Below are 21,974 nucleotides of genomic sequence, written 5' to 3' on the forward strand. Positions count from 1 at the left end.
GGGCAGCCGCCGGCGTCAGCCCACCCGGTGCCCGTTCTCCAGCTCCGCCGTCCCCGACCCGTCCCGCAGGACGTCCAGCGCGGTCAGGACGCGGTGGCCCAGGGAGCCGGGCAGGTGCTCGGAGAGTTCCTCGCGCGGGACCATCCGCCAGGACAGCAGTTCCTCCTCCTGGAGGCGGATGGCCTTGAAGTCGTCCTCGCCGAGGACCCCGCCGTCGTAGAGGTACGCCACCAACGGCGGGCGGGCGGTGCCGTGCACCCAGTCCACCGCGAGCAGCCGCCCGAGGTCACGGTCCAGGCCGATCTCCTCGAACGTCTCCCGGCGTGCGCCCTGCCGCGGTGTCTCGCCCTCGTCGGACTCGATGGTGCCGCCCGGAAGCGCCCAGCCCTCCCGGTAGTTGGGTTCCACGAGCAGCACCCGGCCCTCGGCGTCGCGGAAGAGGGCCGCGGCGCCTGCGAGGACACGGGGGAGACCCGCGATGTACGTGGCGAAGTCTTCACTGGTGGTCATCAAGGAAGGGTAACCAGCCTCGCAACCCCGCCTCCGGCTCACTGCCCGGCTCGCCGCACGGACGGACGAGGCGGCTGAGGCTCCGCCACCTCCGCGAGCCGCAGCGTCCGCTCCGCCAGCTCGGTGATCCGCACCCCGTCGAAGCCGAACACCGCGCTGCGCACCGTGTCCTCCAGCGGGTCCTTCCACTGGGCCGGGATGGCGTCCGCGCCGGTCAGTACGCCGGCCACCGAGCCCGCGGTCGCGCCGTTGGAGTCGGTGTCCAGGCCGCCGCGGACGGTGAGTGTGATGGTGCGGGTGAAGTCGCCGTCGCCGTACAGCAGCCCGGCGGTGAGGACGGCGGCGTTCGGGACGGTGTGGATCCAGCCGAGCCCGGCGGTCTCCTCGGCCACCGTGGCGAGCGTGTCCTCCCAGGTCATCCGCGTGTCGTGCAGCGAGACGACCCGCCGTACGGTACGGGCGAGGCGGCTGCCGGCCGGGATGACGGCCAGCGCCTCGTCCACGGCCCGGCGCACCGTGCCGGCGGTGAACGCCGCCGAGACGAGCGCCGCCGCCCACATCGCGCCGTACACCCCGTTGCCGGAGTGGGACAGCGCCGCGTCCCGGCGGGCGAGCAGGGCCGCGCGGCGGGGGGCGCCGGGGCGGGTCCAGCCGTAGATGTCGGCGCGGATGAGGCCCCCGATCCACTCCTGGTAGGGATTGTCGTACGTCGCCGTCAGCGGCGGTTTCAGGCCGTTGGCGAGGTTGCGGTACGCGGCCCGCTCCGCCGTGAACGTCTGCAGATAGGGCAGCCGCAGCAGCCACAGGTCGCCCACCTGTTCCGTGCTGAAGGAGAAGCCGTGGGTCTCCAGGAGGTCCAGGCCGAGAATGGCGTAGTCGACGTCGTCGTCGCGGCAGCTGCCGTGGATCCGGCCGCGCACGCACTGGCGCCACTCGGGGCGCAGCTCGAAGCCGTCGCTCTCGCTGATGGGCTCGGGCAGGTAGTCGGTGAGCGGCAGCGCGGCGGCCTGCCGCAGATAGCGGTCGATCCGGTCCCGCGTCCACAGGTCGCCCTGCTCGACCGGCTTGCCGAGCATGTTGCCCGCGATCCGGCCCAGCCAGCCCCCGAGGATGCGGTCGGCGAGCTCGTGCTCGGTGCCCACAGGGGTCATAGCTCCGGTTTACCCAATTCCGGCGACGAGCGCGCGGGGTCCGGCCATCCCGCAGGCGTCCGCCGGGGAGTCGCGGAGATCGTCCGAGGGGCCGGTTCGGGCATGACGGCACAGGCGTCCTGCGGTTAAGGTCACAGCGGCGCGACTGGCCTTGACGTGCGTGGGGCCCGGAGAGCAAGGGGAGTACAACGTGGCGGACGCTGCGCGGAAGGACACCCACAGGGTGCTCATCGCCGCAGACAAGTTCAAGGGCTCACTGACGGCCGTACAGGTCGCCGAGCGGGTGACGGCCGGGCTGCGCCGGGTCGTACCGGACCTCGAGGTGGAGTCGCTGCCCGTGGCGGACGGCGGTGACGGGACGGTGGACGCCGCGGTCGCGGCCGGGTTCGAGCGGCGTGAGGTACGGGTCGCCGGCCCCCTCGGACACGAGGTGACGGCCGCGTTCGCACTGCGCGACGGCACGGCGGTCGTGGAGATGGCGGAGGCGAGCGGGCTGCAGCGGCTGCCCGCGGGCGTCTTCGCACCGCTCTCGGCGTCCACATACGGCTCCGGAGAGCTGCTGCGGGCCGCGCTGGACGCGGGCGCACGGACGATCGTGTTCGGGGTCGGCGGCAGCGCGACCACGGACGGGGGCGCCGGAATGCTGTCCGCGCTGGGTGCCCGGTTCCTGGACGCGGAGGGGGAGCCGATCGCTCCGGGCGGCGGCGGTCTCGCCGGACTGGCCTCGGCCGACCTGTCGGAACTGGACCGGCGGCTCGCGTCCGTCGAGTTGGTCCTGGCGAGCGACGTCGACAACCCGCTGACCGGCCCGAAGGGCGCACCGGCGGTGTACGGCCCGCAGAAGGGCGCCTCGCCGGACGACGTGGAGGCGCTGGACCGGGCCCTGGCCCACTACGCCAAGGTGCTGGAGGAGACGGTCGGGGCGAAGGCCGCCGAGTACGCCGCCTCGCCGGGTGCGGGCGCTGCGGGCGGCATCGGATACGGCGCCCTGCTCCTGGGCGCCCGCTTCCGCGCCGGCATCGAGGTCATGCTCGACGTCCTGGGCTTCGCGCCCGCGCTGGAGAAGGCCACGCTGGTCATCACCGGCGAGGGCTCCCTCGACGAGCAGACACTCCACGGCAAGGCGCCGGCGGGCGTGGCGGCCGCGGCCCGTGCGGCCGGCAAGGAGGTCGTCGCGGTCTGCGGACGGCTCGCCCTGCCGCCGCAGGCACTGGGCCGGGCCGGCATCCGCCGCGCCTACCCGCTGACGGAGGCCGAGCCGGAGGTGGCCAAGTGCATCGCCGAGGCCGGCCCGATCCTGGAGCGCGTGGCGGAGGGGATCGCCCGGGACTTCCTGACCTGAGCGGCGACCGAGCGGCGCCATGAACGCGGAAGGGCCCCGAGCCGGTCGGCTCGGGGCCCTTCCCCTTGTCTGTCGTGCGACCGCTACGGCAGCTGTGCCGCGCGTGCCTCGCGCCGGTTGTCCCGGAAGCTGTTGACCCGGCGGGCCGTGGCGAACAGCGGGATCACCGCGCCCATGACCAGCTGGAGCGCACAGCCCATCTGGAGGAGCAGCTGGCCGCCCGGGGCATCGAACGCCCAGGCCGCCAGGAGACCCATCGACAGGACGATCCAGGAGAGCATCGCCACCGCGAGACGGCCCCGCGGCTTCGGGTACTCGACCCGGCTCACCATCAGCCAGGCCGTGCCCAGGATCGCGAGGAGCGTCGCCTCGAAGGGAAGTTCGAGGAGCACGATCGAGACCACCGTGAGCGCGCCGAACGGGGACGGCATGCCCTGGAAGGTGCCGTCCTTCACCGTCACGCACGAGAAGCGGGCCAGTCTCAGCACCACCGCCAGCAGCACCACGATCGCGCCGACCGCCGCCACCCGCTGGTGCGCGTCGTTCGCGACCATGCCGTACACCAGGACGAAGTACGCCGGTGCCAGGCCGAAGCTGATGAGGTCCGACAGGTTGTCCAGCTCGGCGCCCATGGGGGAGGAGCGCAGCCTGCGCGCCACCAGGCCGTCGAACAGGTCGAAGACCGCCGCGCACAGCATCAGGATGACGGCGGTGGCCGCGCTGTGGCGGGCCATGCCCGTCTCCTGGCTGCCGGTGAGGTGCGGGATCAGGATGCCGGTGGTGGTGAAGTACACCGCCATGAAGCCGCACGTGGCGTTGCCGAGGGTGAGGGTGTCCGCTATTGAGAGGCGGAGAGAGAGGGGCATCTCCTCCTCTTCGTCCACCTCGTCGGCCTCTGGCACCCAGCCCGTCTGCGTTTCCGGATCAATCACGGTCAATGCGAGTCACCCCAGCCACGGTCTTCTGTCCGACCTCGACCGCGACCTCCACGCCCTCGGGCAGGTAGATGTCGACGCGCGAGCCGAAGCGGATCAGACCGATCCGGTCGCCCTGCTCGACCTTGGTGCCCTGGGGCACGTAGGGGACGATGCGACGAGCGACCGCACCGGCGATCTGGATCATTTCGATGTCGCCGAGTTCGGTGTCGAAATGCCAGACTACGCGCTCGTTGTTCTCGCTCTCCTTGTTGAACGCCGGAACGAACCCACCCGGGATGTGCTCGACCGACGCCACCGTGCCGGACAGCGGCGCGCGGTTGACGTGGACGTTGAGCGGGCTCATGAAGATCGCGACGCGGGTGCGACCGTCCTTCCACGGCATGATGCTCTGCACCACTCCGTCGGCGGGCGAGATGACCCTGCCCTGGGCGATCTCGCGCTCGGGGTCGCGGAAGAACCACAGCATGCCCGCCGCGAGCGCGGTGGCGGGCACGGCGACGGCCTTGGCGGCGCCGGACTTGCGCGCGCGTACCAGGCTGAGGGCTGCGGTGGCGACGGTCGGCAGGAGCCACGGCGATGCTCCGCGCGCGAGGCGTACGCCTGCCAGGCTGTCGCGAGGTGCAGAGGTTTGGCTGTGGGGCATGGATGACCTTCGTAGCGGATGATGCCGCGCTGCGGGAGGGGGACGGCGGCTTACCGGGATCGTACCGGTCGCGGGCCACAACTGGGCAAGCCAGGAAGCTGAGTCGGCATCTGAAGAGTGTTGACGGGGTGTGATCTTCTTCTCGAGGAAAACACCCCGAACCCGGACATCTAGCCCTGGAGCCGATACTCTTCGAGCAGCCTGCGACCGATGATCATTTTCTGGATCTCGGCGGTACCTTCACCGATCAGCAGCATCGGAGCCTCACGGTAGAGGCGCTCGATCTCGTACTCCTTGGAGAAGCCGTAGCCGCCGTGGATCCGGAATGCGTCCTCCACGACCTCCTTGCAGTACTCGGAGGCGAGGTACTTCGCCATCCCAGCCTCAAGGTCGTTTCGTTCTCCGGAATCCTTTTTGCGAGCCGCGTTCACCATCATCGCATGGGCGGCCTCGACCTTGGTAGCCATCTCCGCCAGCTTGAACTGGATGGCCTGGTGCTGGGCGATCGGCTTGCCGAAGGTGTGGCGCTGCTGGGCGTACGAGACGCCGAGCTCGAACGCACGCTGAGCGACGCCACAGCCACGCGCCGCCACGTTGACGCGGCCGACTTCCACGCCGTCCATCATGTGGTAAAAACCTCGGCCGGTGGCGCCCCCGAGCACCCGATCGGCGGAAAGCCGCAGGCCATCCATGATCATCTCGGTGGTGTCGACACCCTTGTAGCCCATCTTGTCGATCTTCCCGGGGATGGTGAGGCCGGGGCGGACCTCTCCGAAGCCGGGCTCCTTCTCGATCAGGAAGGTGGTCATCGACTTGTGGGGCGCGGTGCCCTCAGGGTGTCCTTCGTCACTTCGGACGAGGACGGCCACCAGACTTGACGTCCCACCGTTGGTCAGCCACATCTTCTGGCCGGTCAGGACGTACTCGTCACCGTCCTTCACCGCCTTCGACGTGATCGCCGACACGTCCGAACCCAGGCCCGGCTCCGACATCGAGAACGCGCCCCGGATGTCGCCGGCCGCCATCCGCGGCAGGAAGTGGTCCTTCTGCTCCTGCGTGCCGTGCTGCTTGAGCATGTACGCCACGATGAAGTGGGTGTTGATGATGCCGGACACCGACATCCAGCCGCGGGCGATCTCCTCCACGCACAGCGCGTAGGTGAGGAGCGACTCGCCGAGGCCGCCGTACTCCTCGGGGATCATCAGGCCGAACAGGCCCAACTCCTTGAGGCCGTCGACGATCGCTTGCGGGTACTCGTCGCGGTGCTCCAGCCCGGTCGCGACCGGGATGATCTCCTTGTCCACGAAGTCGCGGACCGTGGACAGGATCTCCTGCTGGATGTCGGTCAGACCGGCGGTCTGGGCGAGTCGCGCCATGGCTACTTCTCCTGCTCCCTGAGCTCGGGCCGGCCGGGCTGCTCGCCGCCGCGCTCCTTGATGTACGTCTCGGTCGGCACCATCACCTTGCGGCGGAACACGCAGACCAGCGTGCCGTCCTGCTTGTAGCCCTTGGTCTCGACGTAGACGATGCCGCGGTCGTTCTTCGACTTGGACGGCCACTTGTCGAGCACGGTCGTCTGGCCGTACACCGTGTCGCCGTGGAAGGTCGGCGCCACGTGCTTGAGCGACTCGACCTCCAGGTTGGCGATCGCCTTGCCGGAGATGTCCGGGACGGACATGCCGAGCAGCAGCGAGTAGATGTAGTTCCCGACGACGACGTTCTTGCCGAAGTCGGTCGTCTTCTCCGCATAGTTCGTGTCCATGTGGAGCGGGTGGTGGTTCATGGTGAGGAGACAGAACAGGTGGTCGTCGTACTCCGTGACCGTCTTTCCCGGCCAGTGCTTGTACGTCGCCCCGACCTCGAACTCCTCGTAGGTGCGTCCGAACTGCATGCCTACGCCTCCGGAATCTCGAACTTGCCGGTGCGCTGCATGCCGGCGGCGCGTCCCTTGCCGGAGACGACCAGTGCCATCTTGCGGCTGGCCTCGTCGATCATCTCGTCGCCGAGCATCGCCGAGCCCTTCTTGCCGCCCGCCTCGGACGTGTAGTACTCGTACGCGTCCAGGATCAGTTCGGCGTGGTCGTAGTCCTCCTGGGAGGGCGAGAAGATCTCGTTGGACGCCTCGACCTGACCCGGGTGCAGCACCCACTTGCCGTCGAAACCGAGGGCCGCGGCGCGCTGGGCGACCTCGCGGTAGCCCTCGACGTTGCGGATCTGCAGGTAGGGGCCGTCGATCGCCTGGAGGTTGTTGGCGCGGGCGGCCATCAGGATCTTCATCAGGATGTAGTGGTAGGCGTCCGCCGGGTAGCCGGGCGGCTGCTCACCCACGACCAGCGACTTCATGTTGATCGACGCCATGAAGTCGGCCGGGCCGAAGATGATCGTCTCGACGCGCGGAGAGGCCTGCGCGATCTCGTTGACGTTGTTGAGGCCCTGGGCGTTCTCGATCTGCGCCTCGATGCCGATCTTCCCGACCTCGAAGCCCATGGTCTTCTCGATCTGCGTCAGCAGGAGGTCGAGGGCGACGACCTGCTGGGCGGTCTGGACCTTCGGCAGCATGATGCAGTCGAGGTTCGGGCCGGCGCCCTCGACGACCGTGACGACGTCGCGGTACGTCCACTCGGTCGTCCAGTCGTTGACCCGCACGACCCTGGTCTTGCCCGTCCAGTCGCCCTCGTTGAGGAACTTGACGATGGTGTGCCGCGCCTCGGGCTTGGCGAGCGGCGCGCACGCGTCCTCCAGGTCGAGGAAGACCTGGTCCGCGGGGAGGCCCTGCGCCTTCTCCAGGAAGCGGGGGTTGCTTCCCGGGACCGCGAGACACGAGCGGCGGGGACGCAGACGGTTGACGGTCATGCGGGGACCTCCAGGGGGTCGAGCTTGTTCGCTTTCCGGATCTCGTCGACGATGCGGCCGATGATTCCCGTGATGTCGAAGTCCTTCGGGGTGAAGACCGCGGCCACTCCCGCGGCCCTGAGCTGTTCGGCGTCGTTGTTCGGGATGATGCCACCAGCGATCACCGGTATATCTGTGGCACCGGCCACACGCAGCCGATCCAGCACGTCCGGCACCAGTTGGGCGTGCGATCCGGAGAGGATCGAGAGGCCCACTGCGTGCACGTCCTCGGCGATCGCCGCGTCCACGATCTGTTCGGGCGTCAGCCGGATGCCCTGGTAGACCACCTCGAACCCGGCGTCCCGGGCCCGTACGGCGATCTGCTCGGCGCCGTTGGAGTGCCCGTCCAGGCCCGGCTTGCCGACCAGGAAGCGGAGCTTGCCGACACCGAGGTCGGCAGCCGTCAGGTCCACCTTGCGGCGGACCTGGGACATGGCCGAGCCCTCCGCCGCGGCGACGGCCACCGGCGCGGACGACACGCCCGTCGGCGCCCGGAACTCGCCGAACACCTCGCGCAGGGCCCCGGCCCACTCGCCGGTCGTGACCCCGGCGCGGGCGCACTCCAAGGTGGCCTCCATGAGGTTGGCGGTGCCCTTGGCGGCCTCCTTCAGCCTCTCCAGCGCCTTGCAGGGGCGCGGGTGGTTGAAAGGCGGCTGATAGCGCGTGTCGCGCCAGTTCTGGAGCGAGGCGACGACCCGGGCCTCGACGGCCGGATCGACCGTCTGGATGGCCGTGTCGAGGTCGGCCGTCAGCGGGTTCGGCTCGGTCGTCTCGAAGATGTTGACACCGATGATCTTCTCTTGGCCGGACTCGATGCGAGCCCGCCGCTCGGCGTGCGAGGCCACCAGCTGCGACTTGAGGTAGCCCGACTCGACGGCGGCCATGGCGCCGCCCATCTCCTGGATCCGCTCCATCTCCGCGAGCGACTCCTCGACCAGCTCGCCCACCTTGGCCTCGATCACCTTCGAGCCCTCGAAGATGTCGGCGTACTCCAGCAGGTCGCTCTCGTAGGCGAGCACCTGCTGCATGCGCAGCGACCACTGCTGGTCCCAGGGCCGGGGGAGCCCCAGCGCCTCGTTCCAGGCGGGCAGCTGCACGGCACGCGCGCGTGCGTCCTTGGAGAGGGTCACGGCCAGCATCTCGAGGACGATCCGCTGGACGTTGTTCTCCGGCTGCGCCTCGGTCAGGCCGAGGGAGTTGACCTGGACGCCGTAGCGGAAGCGGCGGTGCTTGGGGTCCTCGATGCCGTACCGCTCGCGGGTGACCTGGTCCCAGATGCGGCCGAAGGCCCGCATCTTGCACATCTCCTCGACGAAGCGGACGCCCGCGTTCACGAAGAAGGAGATCCGGCCGACGACGTCACCCATGCGCTCCTGCGGCACCTGGCCGGAGTCCCGCACGGCGTCCAGCACCGCGATCGCCGTGGACATCGCGTACGCGATCTCCTGGACCGGCGTGGCGCCCGCCTCCTGCAGGTGGTAGCTGCAGATGTTGATCGGGTTCCACTTCGGGATGTGGGAGACCGTGTACGCGATCATGTCCGTCGTCAGGCGGAGCGAGGGCACCGGCGGGAACACGTGCGTGCCCCGCGACAGGTACTCCTTGACGATGTCGTTCTGGGTCGTCCCCTGGAGCTTGGTGACGTCGGCACCCTGCTCCTCCGCGACGACCTGGTAGAGCGCCAGCAGCCACATGGCGGTGGCGTTGATGGTCATCGAGGTGTTCATCTGCTCCAGGGGGATGTCCTGGAACAGCCTGCGCATGTCACCGAGGTGCGCGATCGGCACACCGACCCGGCCGACCTCGCCGCGGGCGAGGACGTGGTCGGAGTCGTAGCCGGTCTGCGTGGGCAGGTCGAACGCCACCGACAGACCGGTCTGACCCTTGGCGAGGTTGCGCCGGTACAGCTCGTTGGACGCCTCGGCCGTGGAGTGACCGGCGTAGGTCCGCATCAACCACGGCCGGTCCTTCTGACGCTCTGTCATCCTGTGACCTCAGATGTTCCGGAAGCGGTTGATGGCGTCGACGTGCTTCGCGCGCTTCTCCGCGTCGCGCACGCCCAGGCCCTCCTCGGGCGCCAGGCACAGCACCCCGACCTTGCCCTGGTGGAGGTTGCGGTGCACGTCGTAGGCGGCCTGCCCGGTGTCCTCCAGGGAGTACACCTTCGACAGCGTCGGGTGGATCTTGCCCTTCGCGATGAGCCGGTTGGCCTCCCAGGCCTCGCGGTAGTTCGCGAAGTGCGAGCCGATGATCCGCTTCAGGGACATCCACAGGTAGCGGTTGTCGTACTCGTGGTTGTACCCGGAGGTCGAGGCGCACGTGACGATCGTGCCGCCCTTGCGCGTGACGTAGACGGAGGCACCGAAGGTCTCGCGGCCGGGGTGCTCGAAGACGATGTCGACGTCCTCGCCGCCGGTGAGCTCACGGATGCGCTTGCCGAAGCGCTTCCACTCCTTCGGGTCCTGGTGGTGCTCGTCCTTCCAGAACTTGTAGTCCTCGGCGGTGCGGTCGATGATCGCCTCGGCGCCCATCCTCCGGCAGATGTCGGCCTTCTGCTCGCTGGAGACGACACAGATGGGGTTGGCGCCGCCGGCCAGCGCGAACTGTGTGGCGTAGGAGCCCAGTCCGCCGCTCGCGCCCCAGATGAGCACGTTGTCGCCCTGCTTCATGCCGGCGCCGTTGCGGGAGACCAGCTGCCGGTAGGCGGTGGAGTTGACCAGACCGGGCGCGGCGGCCTCCTCCCAGCTGAGGTGGTCCGGCTTGGGCATCAGCTGGTTGGACTTGACCAGTGCGATCTCGGCGAGGCCGCCGAAGTTGGTCTCGAAGCCCCAGATGCGCTGCTCGGGGTCGAGCATCGTGTCGTTGTGGCCGTCGGACGACTCCAGCTCGACGGACAGGCAGTGTGCGACGACCTCGTCGCCGGGCTTCCAGGCGTTGACGCCGGGGCCGGTGCGCAGGACGACGCCCGCGAGGTCGGAGCCGATGATGTGGTACGGCAGGTCGTGGCGCCTGGTGAGCTCCGAGACCTTGCCGTAGCGCTCCAGGAAACCGAAGGTCGACAGCGGCTCGAAGATCGAGGTCCACACGGAGTTGTAGTTCACCGAGGAGGCCATGACGGCCACCAGGGCCTCACCCGGGCCCAGTTCGGGCAGCGGCACGTCGTCCAGGTGCAACGACTTGCGCGGGTCCTTCTCGCGGGTCTGCATGCCCGCGAACATCTCCGTCTCGTCCTTGTGCACGGTGATCGCGCGGTACGAGTCGGGGAGCGGCAGAGCGGCGAAGTCGTCCGGCGTCGAGTCCGGCGACTGGATCGCGTCCAGGATGTCCTTCACGGTCACGGTGTGCCTCCGGCGAATGGCGTCTCGAGGGAAGACGCTGAGGGTTACGTCGGTGCTGCTGAGGGTGGGTGATGGGTGCCGTCGGTTCGGCGGTTGTGCTGTTCGGCAGCGCTTTGTGGCGCGGGAGGTTGCCTGTGACGCAGGCGTCCGGGCGGGCAGACCGATGGTTTGCTGGGACAGCCGGCGTACGAAAGGTCTCTGCACGCCGGCCGCCCGGACACCTTCAACGTATGACACCGCGTGTCACCTCGCAAGGCACTGAGTGCCAGAAGTTCCTCTCAGCTGAAATCTTTACGTAACAAATGAGCGATGATCGATCGAACCGGGGCGGAAAGGTGCCTGAAAAGCTGCCCTGACATGCCAAAACGGCCACCCCGAGGGGTGGCCGTCATCACAGTGGCGAGAAGGGCTCAGCGCTCCTTGAGGGCCTCTTCGATGGTCCGCATGACCTGGTCGAGCGGGGCGTCCGTGCGGGCCACCGTCACCAGCACCTCCCCGTGGGTGGAGACCGTCGCGGCAGCCGGTCTCGGGGTGGTGGCGCGCCCCGCCCCGATGCCCGACCCGAACGTCTTCCGTACGATCGCGAAGGCGTGGTCCAGCTGGGCCTCGACGTCCCCCTGTGCGCCGGCCCGCAGCCAGCGCCGCAGGACGTGGTTGTGGGCGGTGACCACGGCGGACGCGGCGACCTCCGCGAGCAGCGGGTCGTCGTTGGCGTCGTCGTCGTGCGCGTGCTCGTCGAAGTGGCCGAGCAGGTAGCGGGTGAACAACCGCTCGTAGCGGGCCACCGACGCGATCTCCGCCTCGCGCAGGGTCGGCACCTCGCGCGTGAGCTTGTAGCGGGCGACCGAGATCTCGGGCCGGGCCGCGTACATCCGCATGACTTCCTTGATGCCCCGGCACACCGTGTCGAGCGGATGCTCGTGCGCGGGGGCGGCGTTGAGGACCGCCTCCGCCCGGATCAACGTGTCGTCGTGGTCGGGGAAGATCGCCTCTTCCTTCGACCGGAAGTGCCGGAAGAAGGTGCGACGCGCGACCCCGGCCGCGGCCGCGATCTCGTCGACCGTGGTCGCCTCGTACCCCTTGGTCGCGAACAGCTCCATCGCGGCGGCCGCCAGTTCCCGGCGCATCTTGAGCCGCTGGGCCGCCGCGCGACTGCCTGCGGCACTTTCCGGTGCGTCGGGCGTAGCTGGTGTACGTGAGGACTTGGCGGGCTGGGGCATGCCCCGAACGTACTGCATGTGCGCAGCTCGCCGCGCAGGTCCCCGCTTTCCCCCGACCGGTGCGGGCGGGGGAGTGGCGGGCGGGGACGAGCCGTTCGGGGCGGGCGGTGCCAACTCGCCCGGCTCGAGCAGTCCGCCCCAGTCCGCGTCCTTCGTGAACCAGTCGCCGGGACGCTCAGCGGCGGGCATATTCGCGGAAGCCGCGGCCCGTCTTGCGGCCGAGGCAGCCCGCGGCCACCAGGTGCTCCAGGAGCGGCGCCGGGGCCAGGCCCGGGTCACGGAACTCGCGGTGCAGGACCTTCTCGATGGCCAGCGAGACATCGAGCCCGACGACGTCCAGGAGTTCGAACGGGCCCATCGGGTAACCGCCGCCCAGCTTCATCGCCGCGTCGATGTCGTCGAGAGACGCGTAGTGTTCCTGCACCATCTTGATCGCGTTGTTGAGGTACGGGAAAAGCAGGGCGTTCACGATGAAGCCGGCCCGGTCCCCGCAGTCGACCGCATGCTTCCTGATCTTGACGCAGACCTCGCGGACCGTGGAGTGGACGTCGTCGGCCGTCAGCACCGTACGGACGACCTCGACCAGCTTCATCGCCGGTGCCGGGTTGAAGAAGTGCATGCCGATCACGTCCTGCGGGCGCGAGGTGGCGCGGGCGCAGGCGACGACGGGCAGTGACGAGGTCGTGGTGGCCAGGACCGCGCCCGGCTTGCAGACCTTGTCCAGCGTCGCGAACAGCTGCTGCTTGACCTCCAGGTCCTCGGCGACGGCCTCCAGGGCCAGGTCGACGTCGGCGAAGGCGTCGTAGGAGCCCGCCGGGGTGATCCGCTCCAGGGTCTGCGCGGCGGCCTCGGCGGTCATCCGTCCCTTGTCGACGGAGCGTGAAAGCGACTTGCCGATACGGGACTTGGCGGTCTGCGCCTTCTCCTCGCTGCGGGCGGCGAGCACGACCTCGTACCCGGCCTTGGCGAAGACCTCGGCGATCCCGGACGCCATGGTGCCCGAGCCCGCGACGCCGACTGAGCGGACCGGGCGGCCGGGGACGCCGAGGCCGCCGGAGCCGGGTGTCAGGGCGTCCAGCACGACCGTGGCGCTGCCCGGGGCCTCGTAGGTGTAGAAGCCGCGGCCCGTCTTGCGGCCGGTCAGGCCCGCCTCGCTGAGCTGCTTGAGGATCGGCGCGGGGGCGTGCAGCCGGTCCCGGGACTCGGCGTACATGGCCTCCAGGACCGTACGCGCGGTGTCGACGCCGATCAGGTCGAGCAGGGCGAGCGGGCCCATCGGCAGCCCGCAACCGAGCCGCATCGCGGCGTCGATGTCCTCGCGGGAGGCGTACTTCGCCTCGTACATCGCGGCGGCCTGGTTGAGGTAGCCGAACAGCAGTCCGTCGGCGACGAATCCGGGCCGGTCACCGACCGCGACGGGCTCCTTGCCCAGCTCGATCGCGAGGTCCGTGACCGCGGCGACCGCCTGGGGCGCGGTCAGCACCGAGGAGACGACCTCGACCAGCCGCATGGCCGGCGCCGGGTTGAAGAAGTGCAGACCCAGCACTCGCTCCGGGCGGGCCGAGTCGGCGGCGAGCCGGGTGACGGAGAGGGCGTTGGTGCCGGTCGCCAGGATCGTCTCCGGCCGCACGATCCCGTCGAGTTCACGGAAGATCTGGTGCTTGATCTCGTACGACTCCGGAGCCACCTCGATGACCAGGTCGGCGTCGGCCGCGGCCCGCAGGTCGGTGGACGTGCGGACACGGGCGAGCAGGTCGGTGCGCTCCTGCCCGGTCAGCCGGCCGCGCTCCACGGCGCGGGCGGTCGCGGCCTCCAGGGCGGCGGCCGACTGGGCGGCGGCGGCCTCGCTGATGTCGATGCCGACGACCTCGCGGCCGGCCTTGGCGAGCACCTCGGCGATGCCGGTGCCCATCGTGCCGAGGCCGACCACGGCAACGGTCTTGAAGGGGGACAGAGGGGTGTCGGACAGGGGAGCGGCCATCGCGGACTCCAGGAATGAGGGTGACGACTGGAAGCGCGCCCGGGTGCGCCGGGCTCGGCCAGAAGAGGGCCGAGCCACGGACGCACCGGGGTGCGAAGAGGAGTGCGGGTGTTGCCGGGCTGTAGGCGCACACGCCCGGTGCCGTCATGAGGGGCGTGCACACGCCCGGGAAACGGCGGAACCGACCGGCCCTGTCCCGGGGCCGGGTCGTACACGGGTACACGAGGTACCGAACCGACTGCTCTCGCGGCGGCTGCGTCACCAGGCCACCACGAGCGATCTACGAGTGGGTAACTCGCTCGTCTGAGCTTAACCCGTGAGTAACGAGCGCGCCAGTCCCCGAATTGGTGATGTAGGTCCTGGCTTCGCGGCTGCCCGCCTAACCTCGGTTTCATGGACGAAGAGTTGCGATCGCTCACGGAACGCTTACGGCAGGAGTCGGGGGACCCGCCCCTGTACGAGCGCCTCACGAGGACGAAGGACGTCGACGACCTGGCGGCAGTGCTCACCGAGCCGGGCCGGCCGCTGTGGGCCAGGGAACTGGCCGCGTTCCGGCTCGGGCTCGCGGGCGACCGTCGTGCCTTCGAATCCCTCGTCCTGCTGCTCAACCACCGCGACCCGCAGCGCTGCGCCTCCGCCGCCCACGCCCTGGGCCGGCTCGGCGACCCGCGCACCGCCCGCGCGGCCGCCGCCCTGGCCACCAACGAACTCCGCGTCGCCTACGCCCTGCATCCCGTCCGGCTCCTGGTGCAGTTGCGTGCCCCCGAAGCCGTACCGGCGCTGATCACCACCCTGGGGCGGCGGCTGCGCCCGCACGATCCGTACCGGCGCGTGGCCCTCGCCTGCGTGGAAGGGCTCGGCACACTCGGCGACACCCGGGCGAGACCGGTCCTGAACGAGGCACTCGCACACCCGGCGCTCGCGGAGGCGGCGGTGCAGGCGCTGGCGCGGATCCCCGGGCAGCGGCGGTGACCCCTCAGGCCGAGGGCGCCGGCTCCCGTACGTACCGGACCTCCGGCACCAGGACTGCGTCGACCTCGAACGGTTCCTCGGCGCCGTCCGGGCGAAAGCCCGCCCGCTCGTAGAAGCGACGGGCGCGCGTGTTCCCCTTCAGCACCCACAGGAACAGGCGCGCCTGGGCGCCGCACTGCTCCAGCGACGCCGTCAGCAGCGCCCTTCCGACTCCGCTTCCCAGATGCGCGGAGTCGACGTAGACCGCGTACAGCTCGGCGTCCGCGGTGCGGGTGTCGCCGTCTCGGTACGGGCCGTGCGCCGCCCAGCCGACGATCTCGCCGCCCCGCTCGGCGACCAGGTTCACCACACCGTCGCTGGCGCGGGCGGAGAAGAGGGAGCGCCGCCGTTCGGCGTCCTTCGTCACGCTGAGCGCGTCGAGGAAGGACTGTGGCATCAGGCCCCGGTAGGCGCTCTGCCATCCGCGCACGCGGATCTCGGAGACGCGGTAGCAGTCGGCGAGCCTCATGTCCCGCACTCGCACGTGAGTCACTCGCCGACCACCGCGAACGCCTCGATCTCCATCAGGAACTCGGGCCGGACCAGCGCGGCGACCTGCACGGCGGAGGCGGCCGGCAGGCGGTCGTCGGGTAGGTGGGAGGCGCGGGCCGCGCGGATCGCGGGCATGTGGGCCATGTCCGTGACGAAGAAGGTGAGTTTGACGACGTCGTCGAAGGTCGCGCCCGCGGCGGCGAGGCAGCGGCGGAGGTTCTCGAAGACCTGTCGGGCCTGCGCCGCGGGGTCGCCCGCACCGACGAGATCGCCGGCCTCGTCCAGGGCGAGCTGGCCGGAGACCGCGACGAAACGGCCGGTGCCCGTCACGACGTGGGTGTACGCGGCGGCGGGGGCGACACCGTCGGGGGCGGGAATCCTCGTCAGCTCACTCATGCGTCCATGGTGGACCATGGGTCCGACAACGCCCCCGACGGGCCGTCAGGCCGTGCTCAGCCGCGGAAGCCGAGCAGACCGTGCAGGGTCGAGCCGCGGGACGACGTCGACGCCGCCTTCGAGCTGAGCGGCTCGGGGTCGGGCAGTGCCTTGCACACCGCGTCGGCCTCGCCGTGACCGCGCGGCACCGTGCCGTCGGTCAGGTACGCCGCCAGGTACTCGTCCAGGCAGGCGTTGCCGCTCAGCGAGATGCCGTGGTTCCCGCCGCCTTCCTCGACCACCAGACTGGAGTGGGCGAGCAGCCGGTGGACCGTCACGCCGCCCTGGTACGGGGTGGCCGCGTCGTCCGTCGCCTGGAAGAGCAGCGCCGGCGGCAGCTTGCCGTTGGCGACGTTCTTCGGCTGCAGCGAGTCCGTCGGCCAGAACGCGCACGGCGCATTGTACCAGGCGTTGTTCCATGCCATGAACGGCGCCTTCTCGTGCACCGCCCAGTTGTCCTTGCGCCACTGCTTCCAGTCGCGCGGCCAGGACGCGTCACGGCACTGCACCGAGGTGTAGATGCTGTAGCCGTTGTCACCGGAGGCGTCCACGGCGGCGAAGTTCTCGTACGCCTCGACCAGCGGGTCGGCGTTCTTGTCGTTCACGTACGCCGCGAACGCCTCGGCGAGATAGGGCCAGTAGCCGTTGTAGTAGCCGCCCGGGATGAAGGTGTCCTCCAGTTCGGAGGCGCCCACCTTCCCGTCGGCCGGCTTCTTGGCGAGGGCCGCCCGCATCGCGTACCACTTGGCCTCGATCTTCTCCGGATCGGTGCCGAGCTTGTACGTGGCGTCGTACTTGGCGATCCAGGCCATCAGCGCCCGGTGGCGGTCGTTGAAGGCGTAGTCCTGGGCGAGGTTGGCGTCGTACCACACACCGGTGGGGTCGACGATCGAGTCCAGGACCAGGCGCCGCACCCGCTCCGGGTAGAGCTTGCCGTAGACCGCGCCGAGGTAGGTGCCGTACGAGTAGCCGAAGTAGTTGATCTTCTTGGCGCCCAGCGCCTTGCGGATCGCGTCCATGTCCCGCACGGCGCTGACCGTGTTGATGTACGGCAGCACGCTCGCGTACTTCTTGCCGCAGGCGGCGGCGAAGGACTTGGCGCGGGAGAGGTTGGCCCTCTCGATCGCGGGTGTGCTCGGCACGGAGTCCGGGCGCACCGGGTCGAAGTGGCCCGGCCTGCAGTCGAGGGCGGGCTTGCTCGCGCCCACTCCGCGCGGGTCGAAGCCGATGACATCGTACTGGGCCGCGACCGCCTTGGGCAGCGTGGAGGCCACGAATCCGGCGAGCGTCAGACCGCTGCCGCCGGGGCCGCCGGGGTTGACCAGCAGCGGGCCCTGGTACTTCTTCGCGGTGTGCGGGACGCGGGACAGTGCGAGGGTGATCTGCCGGCCGTTCGGCTTCGCGTGGTCCAGCGGCACCTTGAGCGACGCGCACTGGAGCGTCGGATAGTCGGCGGTGCCGCACTTCTTCCAGGCGGGTTTCGCGGCCCCGGAGGTCTGTGCGGTCTGGGCGGTCAGTAAGGTGCTCGCGCCGGCGGGGACGGCCGTGAAGCTCCCGGCCACGACGACAGCGGCACCGCACAGCGCGGCTGCGCGTTTTCTCATGGAGTCCTCCCAGGACGGAGGGTTTCGGACCGCGAAGGTCACGGTCCCCGCCGCATCGTCCCGGAAAGAACCCCCGGAAGAACGGATTCTGGCAATACTTGACCCAATTGGATCGCGGTATGCGCTCGTATGCGCTCAGATCAGTGTGAGTTGAGTCGGTTCGGACAGATCGGGCCGGTCGGGCTCCGGCTCACGGACGCGCCGCGGCATCCCCGCGCGCGTGGGGCCGATCCCGTACTCCTGTGCCAGCTCGTGGACCTGACGGGTGATCCGGCGCTGGTACCACTTCGGGGCGTAGGCGCCGTCCGCGTACAGCCGCTCGTAACGGCCCACCAGATGCGGATGGTGGCGGGTCAGCCAGGCCATGAACCACTCCCGGGCGCCGGGGCGCAGATGCAGCACCAGCGGGGTGACCGAAGTGGCCCCGGACTCCGCGATCGCCCGTACGGTGTCCCGCAGTTGGGCCGGATGGTCGCTCAGGAACGGGATGACCGGCGCCATCAGGACACCGCACCCGATGCCGTGCTCGCCGAGGGTCCGTACGGCGTCCAGGCGCCGCTCCGGCGCGGGTGTGCCCGGCTCGACGGTGCGCCACAGCTCGGGTTCGGTGAAGCCGACCGAGACCGAGATGCCGACGTCCGTCACCTCCGCCGCCCGCTTCAGCAGGTCGAGATCGCGCAGGATCAGCGTGCCCTTCGTCAGGATCGAGAAGGGGTTGGCGTGGTCGGTCAGGGCCGTGATGATGCCCGGCATCAGGCGGTAGCGGCCCTCGGCGCGCTGGTAGCAGTCGACGTTGGTGCCCATCGCGATGTGCTCGCCCTGCCAGCGGCGTGAGCCCAGCTGGCGGCGCAGCAGCTCCGGCGCGTTCGTCTTGACCACGATCTGGGAGTCGAAGTCGACGCCCGTGTCCAGGTCCAGGTAGCTGTGCGTCTTGCGGGCGAAGCAGTACACGCACGCGTGCGAGCAGCCTCGATAGGGATTGACCGTCCATTCGAACGGCATGCGGGAGGCGCCCGGCACGCGGTTGATGATCGACCGGGCCCGGATCTCGTGGAAGGTGATCCCGGCGAACTCGGGCGTGTCGAACGTACGGCTGATCACGGCGTCCGCGTCGAACAGACCGGCGTCGGCCCGGCTGTGATCGCCGGACTCCGTGAGGTTCTCCCAGCGCATGAGGCCTCCTCGGTAGCACTGAACCCAAGAATAGAACATATGTTCCCTTGATCGTGCGACCCCCGATTTGGGCGCCCGGGACCCGGGGTGGTTGGCTTGCCCAAACCCCGAGAACCAAGGTCCTGGAGGAAGTCAATGGCGCAGGTCGAGGCCACTACGGAGCGGATCGTCGCGGCGGACGCGGAGAAGGTGTTCGACGCCCTCGCCGACTACAGCGGCACGCGCGCGAAGGTGCTGCCCGCGCACTTCAGCGAGTACGAGGTGCGCGAGGGCGGCGACGGCGAGGGCACCCTCGTCCACTGGAAGCTCCAGGCCACCAGCAAGCGCGTCCGCGACTGCCTCCTGGAGGTCAGTGAGCCCACCGACGGCGAGCTCGTCGAGAAGGACCGCAACTCCTCGATGGTCACCACCTGGCGGGTCACCCCGGCCGGCGAGGGCAAGTCCCGGGTCGTCGTCACCACCGTCTGGCAGGGTGCCGGCGGTATCGGCGGCTTCTTCGAGAAGACCTTCGCCCCCAAGGGTCTCGGCCGGATCTACGACGCCATGCTCGACAAGCTCGCCGCCGAGGTCGAGAAGTAGTCCCCAACGGGACACCGGTGAGCGGCCGTTGCCCCCCACCGGTTCGAGTGGATCTCCGTGCGCCCCGGCCATGCGCCGTAACTCGTCGCGCTTGCTCGCAGTTGTCGCCTTACGCGGGAATTGTGCGAAAGCGCGACGAGGGGAGCGATACGTGGGCGGGGTCACTCTGGTACAGGACGAACCGGCCCCGGCACCCCCGTCGCAGGGCCCGCCTCCGGAGTCGGCCACCGGCGCCCGACTGAGCCCACGCCAGGTGCGGTGGGTCTTCTTCGGACTCATGCTCGCGCTGCTGCTGGCGGCGCTGGAGCAGATGATCGTCGCCACCGCGCTGCCGAAGATCGTCGGCGAACTGCACGGCCTGGACAGGATGTCCTGGGCGATCACCGCCTACCTCCTCACCGCCACGATCGGACTCCCGGTCTACGGCAAGCTCGGCGACCTCCTCGGCCGCAAGGGCGTCTTCCAGTTCGCGATCGTCGTCTTCGTCGTCGGATCCGCACTCGCCGGCCGCGCGCAGACCATGGACCAGCTGATCGCCTTCCGGGCGGTCCAGGGCGTCGGCGCCGGCGGCCTCCTGATCGGTGTGCAGGCGATCATCGCGGACATCGTGCCGGCCCGGGAGCGCGGCCGGTTCATGGGCCTCATCGGCGCCGCGTTCGGTCTCGCCTCCGTCGCCGGACCGTTGCTGGGCGGTTACTTCACCGACCATCTCTCCTGGCGCTGGTGCTTCTACATCAACGTCCCCTTCGGCCTCGTCACCCTGGCCGTGGTCGCCGTCGTCCTGAAGCTCCCCAAGCCGACGGCCAGGCCCCGGCTCGACGTCCTCGGCGCGCTGCTGCTCGCCACCGCCTCCACCTGCCTGGTGCTGCTGACCAGTTGGGGCGGCTCCGAGTACGCGTGGGACTCGCGGGTCATCCTCGGACTCGGCGCCGGCGCGGTGGCCGCCAGCCTCCTGTTCCTCCTCGCCGAGCACTTCGCTGTCGAACCCCTCATCCCGCTACGGCTGTTCAGGGACTCCGTCTTCAACGTCACCGGCCTGATGGGCGTCGTGACCGGCGTCGCCCTGTTCGGCGCGGCCAGCTATCTGCCGACCTTCCTGCAGATGGTCGACGGGGCCTCCGCCACCGAGTCGGGCCTGCTGATGCTGCCGATGACGGCCGGCATCGTCGGCGCCTCGATCATGTCCGGGCAGCTCATCAGCCGCACGGGGCGCTACAAGATCCACCCGATCATCGGCGGGGCGCTCTCCGTGACCGGCATGTGGCTGCTCTCCCGCCTCGAAGCCGACACGCCCCGGCTGCACTACAGCATCTGGATGGCCGTGCTCGGTGCCGGCATCGGCATGGTGATGCCGGTCCTGATCCTCGCCGTGCAGAACTCCGTACGACCCGCCGACCTCGGCACCGCCACCAGCGCCGGCAACTACTTCCGGCAGATCGGCGGCAGCGTCGGCGCCGCGGTGTTCGGGACCCTCTTCGCCGGCCGGCTCGCCGGCTCACTGGAGGAACGCCTGCCCGCGCGCGCGGGTGCCCCGCTCCCCGACCCCGAGTCCATCACCCCGCAGCTCGTCCACACGCTGCCCCCGGCGCTGCGCGACGGCTACGTCCGGGCCTATGCCGACGCCATGCCGCGGATCTTCCTCTACCTCGTGCCGGTGCTCGTGCTCGGCCTGCTCATCGCCTTCTTCCTCAAGGAGAAACCCCTGGTGTCCTGCGACGCCCCGGCCGAGGAGCCGGAGACCGCCCGCGCCGACGCCCCGGTCCCGCAGGTGCTCCCCCACCCTCCGGGCGCGGGTGCCCCCGTCTCGCTTCGCTCGCCGGGCACCGCCGAGATCCCCGTGGGCGGCACCGTGCAGCGTCCCGACGGGACGGTCGTGCCGCGTGCGGCCCTCACCCTGATCGACAGCGCCGGGCAGCAGATCGGGCGGGGCGCGAGCGGCGAGGACGGGCGGTACGCGCTGTCGGCGCCGGGCTCGGGGGCGTACGTCCTGATCGCCGCCGCGGACGGCCATCAGCCGCAGGCCGTCTCCGTGACCGTCGGGGACCGCCCCGTCGAGCTGGACGTCGTCCTCGGCGGTGCGGGACGCCTCGCCGGGACCGTGGTCACCGCGGACGGCAGTCCCGTCCCGGACGCCATCGTCACGCTCACCGACGTGCGGGGCGAGGTCGTCGCCACCACCCGCAGCGGGCGCGAGGGAGGTTATGTCATCACCGAGCTGGTGGCCGGCGAGTACACCCTCGCCGTCGGCGCCCCCGCGTACCGGCCGGCGGCGCTCCCCGTCACCGTCCGGGCCTCCCGGGAGACCCGCCAGGACGTCGAACTCGCCGGCGGGGCCGTGCTGCGCGGCACCGTGCGGGCCGGCGGCGGACGGCTCGTGGAGGACGCGCGCGTGACGCTGCTGGACGCGGCGGGCAACGTCGTGGACACCCTCACCACCGGCCCGGACGGAACGTTCACGTTCGTCGACATGGCCTCCGGCGAGTACACCGTCATCGCCACCGGTTACCCGCCGGTCGCCACCGCGCTCCGCGTGGCCGGAGGAGGCCGCACGGAACGGGATCTGCAGCTGGGGCACGAGGACTGAAAACCTGTCAGTAACCTGGCGCTGCCGGGCATTCCGTCCCTGCTCAGAGCAGGGACGAGCGGGCGTGCGCCGGTGTGATCC

The 21,974-nt window shown here is 70.1% G+C and carries 19 protein-coding genes; 4 read left to right on the forward strand and 15 right to left on the reverse strand.

Annotation, left to right across the window (positions count from 1 at the left end; all coding sequences use genetic code 11):
- Positions 1 to 15: 15 nt before the first annotated feature.
- Together KUM49_RS24310 and KUM49_RS24315 are read right to left on the reverse strand one after the other, a co-directional pair.
- Positions 16 to 510, reverse strand: coding sequence for an NUDIX hydrolase (locus tag KUM49_RS24310; protein WP_217239043.1), 495 nt, complete (start codon positions 508 to 510; stop codon positions 16 to 18).
- A gap of 38 nt (positions 511 to 548) precedes the next feature.
- Entirely contained in the window at positions 549 to 1,661 is a 1,113-nt protein-coding gene (locus KUM49_RS24315; protein WP_217239044.1) for an ADP-ribosylglycohydrolase family protein, read from the reverse strand.
- Between the two features lie 223 nt (positions 1,662 to 1,884).
- Here KUM49_RS24315 and KUM49_RS24320 point away from each other — a divergent pair, with 223 nt between their 5' ends.
- The gene (locus KUM49_RS24320; RefSeq protein WP_217239233.1) at positions 1,885 to 3,003 is read left to right on the forward strand and encodes a glycerate kinase; all 1,119 of its coding nucleotides are present in this window, start codon (positions 1,885 to 1,887) and stop codon (positions 3,001 to 3,003) included.
- Positions 3,004 to 3,086: 83 nt separating this feature from the next.
- On the opposite strand, the gene pssA is transcribed toward KUM49_RS24320, so the two are convergent.
- The 9 genes from pssA to KUM49_RS24365 form a co-directional block, all read right to left on the reverse strand.
- Positions 3,087 to 3,905, reverse strand: coding sequence for a CDP-diacylglycerol--serine O-phosphatidyltransferase (gene pssA, locus KUM49_RS24325; protein ID WP_217239045.1), 819 nt, complete (start codon positions 3,903 to 3,905; stop codon positions 3,087 to 3,089).
- Between the two features lie 22 nt (positions 3,906 to 3,927).
- The gene (locus KUM49_RS24330) at positions 3,928 to 4,584 is read right to left on the reverse strand and encodes a phosphatidylserine decarboxylase (RefSeq protein WP_217239046.1); all 657 of its coding nucleotides are present in this window, start codon (positions 4,582 to 4,584) and stop codon (positions 3,928 to 3,930) included.
- A 170-nt stretch (positions 4,585 to 4,754) separates the two neighbouring features.
- Positions 4,755 to 5,960: an acyl-CoA dehydrogenase family protein gene (locus KUM49_RS24335; protein ID WP_217239047.1), complete on the reverse strand. Its 1,206-nt coding sequence runs from the start codon at positions 5,958 to 5,960 to the stop codon at positions 4,755 to 4,757.
- A gap of 2 nt (positions 5,961 to 5,962) precedes the next feature.
- Positions 5,963 to 6,475: a MaoC family dehydratase gene (locus tag KUM49_RS24340; RefSeq protein ID WP_217239048.1), complete on the reverse strand. Its 513-nt coding sequence runs from the start codon at positions 6,473 to 6,475 to the stop codon at positions 5,963 to 5,965.
- Between the two features lie 2 nt (positions 6,476 to 6,477).
- A complete protein-coding gene (locus KUM49_RS24345; RefSeq protein WP_217239049.1) occupies positions 6,478 to 7,437 on the reverse strand; it encodes a CoA ester lyase in 960 nt (319 codons plus the stop codon).
- On the reverse strand, positions 7,434 to 9,461 hold the full coding sequence (locus KUM49_RS24350; protein ID WP_217239050.1) for a protein meaA: 2,028 nt from the start codon (positions 9,459 to 9,461) through the stop codon (positions 7,434 to 7,436). Before KUM49_RS24350 ends, KUM49_RS24345 begins: the two co-directional genes overlap by 4 nt.
- A gap of 9 nt (positions 9,462 to 9,470) precedes the next feature.
- Positions 9,471 to 10,808 (reverse strand): crotonyl-CoA carboxylase/reductase, encoded by a 1,338-nt coding sequence (ccrA, locus tag KUM49_RS24355; RefSeq protein WP_217239234.1) that lies wholly within the window; start codon positions 10,806 to 10,808, stop codon positions 9,471 to 9,473.
- A 416-nt stretch (positions 10,809 to 11,224) separates the two neighbouring features.
- Positions 11,225 to 12,034: a TetR family transcriptional regulator gene (locus KUM49_RS24360; RefSeq protein ID WP_217239051.1), complete on the reverse strand. Its 810-nt coding sequence runs from the start codon at positions 12,032 to 12,034 to the stop codon at positions 11,225 to 11,227.
- A 175-nt stretch (positions 12,035 to 12,209) separates the two neighbouring features.
- Positions 12,210 to 14,015, reverse strand: a complete 1,806-nt coding sequence (locus tag KUM49_RS24365) for a 3-hydroxyacyl-CoA dehydrogenase family protein (RefSeq protein ID WP_217239052.1) — start codon at positions 14,013 to 14,015, stop codon at positions 12,210 to 12,212.
- 393 nt (positions 14,016 to 14,408) lie between these two features.
- Between KUM49_RS24365 and KUM49_RS24370 the strand changes: the two genes are divergently transcribed.
- A complete protein-coding gene (locus tag KUM49_RS24370; RefSeq protein WP_217239053.1) occupies positions 14,409 to 14,987 on the forward strand; it encodes an adenylosuccinate lyase in 579 nt (192 codons plus the stop codon).
- A 4-nt stretch (positions 14,988 to 14,991) separates the two neighbouring features.
- Here the strand turns inward: KUM49_RS24370 and KUM49_RS24375 are convergent, their stop codons facing one another.
- The 4 genes from KUM49_RS24375 to KUM49_RS24390 all read right to left on the reverse strand — a co-directional run bounded on the left by KUM49_RS24375 (position 14,992) and on the right by KUM49_RS24390 (position 18,730).
- On the reverse strand, positions 14,992 to 15,495 hold the full coding sequence (locus KUM49_RS24375) for a GNAT family N-acetyltransferase (RefSeq protein WP_217239235.1): 504 nt from the start codon (positions 15,493 to 15,495) through the stop codon (positions 14,992 to 14,994).
- Positions 15,496 to 15,515: 20 nt separating this feature from the next.
- Positions 15,516 to 15,914 (reverse strand): RidA family protein, encoded by a 399-nt coding sequence (locus KUM49_RS24380; RefSeq protein ID WP_217239054.1) that lies wholly within the window; start codon positions 15,912 to 15,914, stop codon positions 15,516 to 15,518.
- 56 nt (positions 15,915 to 15,970) lie between these two features.
- The gene (locus KUM49_RS24385) at positions 15,971 to 17,557 is read right to left on the reverse strand and encodes an alpha/beta hydrolase (RefSeq protein ID WP_217239055.1); all 1,587 of its coding nucleotides are present in this window, start codon (positions 17,555 to 17,557) and stop codon (positions 15,971 to 15,973) included.
- Between the two features lie 135 nt (positions 17,558 to 17,692).
- Positions 17,693 to 18,730 carry an Rv2578c family radical SAM protein gene (locus KUM49_RS24390; protein WP_217239056.1) on the reverse strand — a complete coding sequence of 346 codons (1,038 nt, stop codon included), beginning with the start codon at positions 18,728 to 18,730 and terminating at the stop codon, positions 17,693 to 17,695.
- Between the two features lie 135 nt (positions 18,731 to 18,865).
- Between KUM49_RS24390 and KUM49_RS24395 the strand changes: the two genes are divergently transcribed.
- Complete coding sequence (locus KUM49_RS24395) at positions 18,866 to 19,309, forward strand: SRPBCC family protein (RefSeq protein ID WP_217239057.1); 444 nt, start codon at positions 18,866 to 18,868, stop codon at positions 19,307 to 19,309.
- Between the two features lie 151 nt (positions 19,310 to 19,460).
- Positions 19,461 to 21,893 (forward strand): MFS transporter, encoded by a 2,433-nt coding sequence (locus KUM49_RS24400; RefSeq protein WP_217239058.1) that lies wholly within the window; start codon positions 19,461 to 19,463, stop codon positions 21,891 to 21,893.
- Positions 21,894 to 21,974: the final 81 nt, after the last annotated feature.

It is taken from the genome of Streptomyces sp. AC555_RSS877, from assembly GCF_019049245.1.
Taxonomy (GTDB): domain Bacteria; phylum Actinomycetota; class Actinomycetes; order Streptomycetales; family Streptomycetaceae; genus Streptomyces.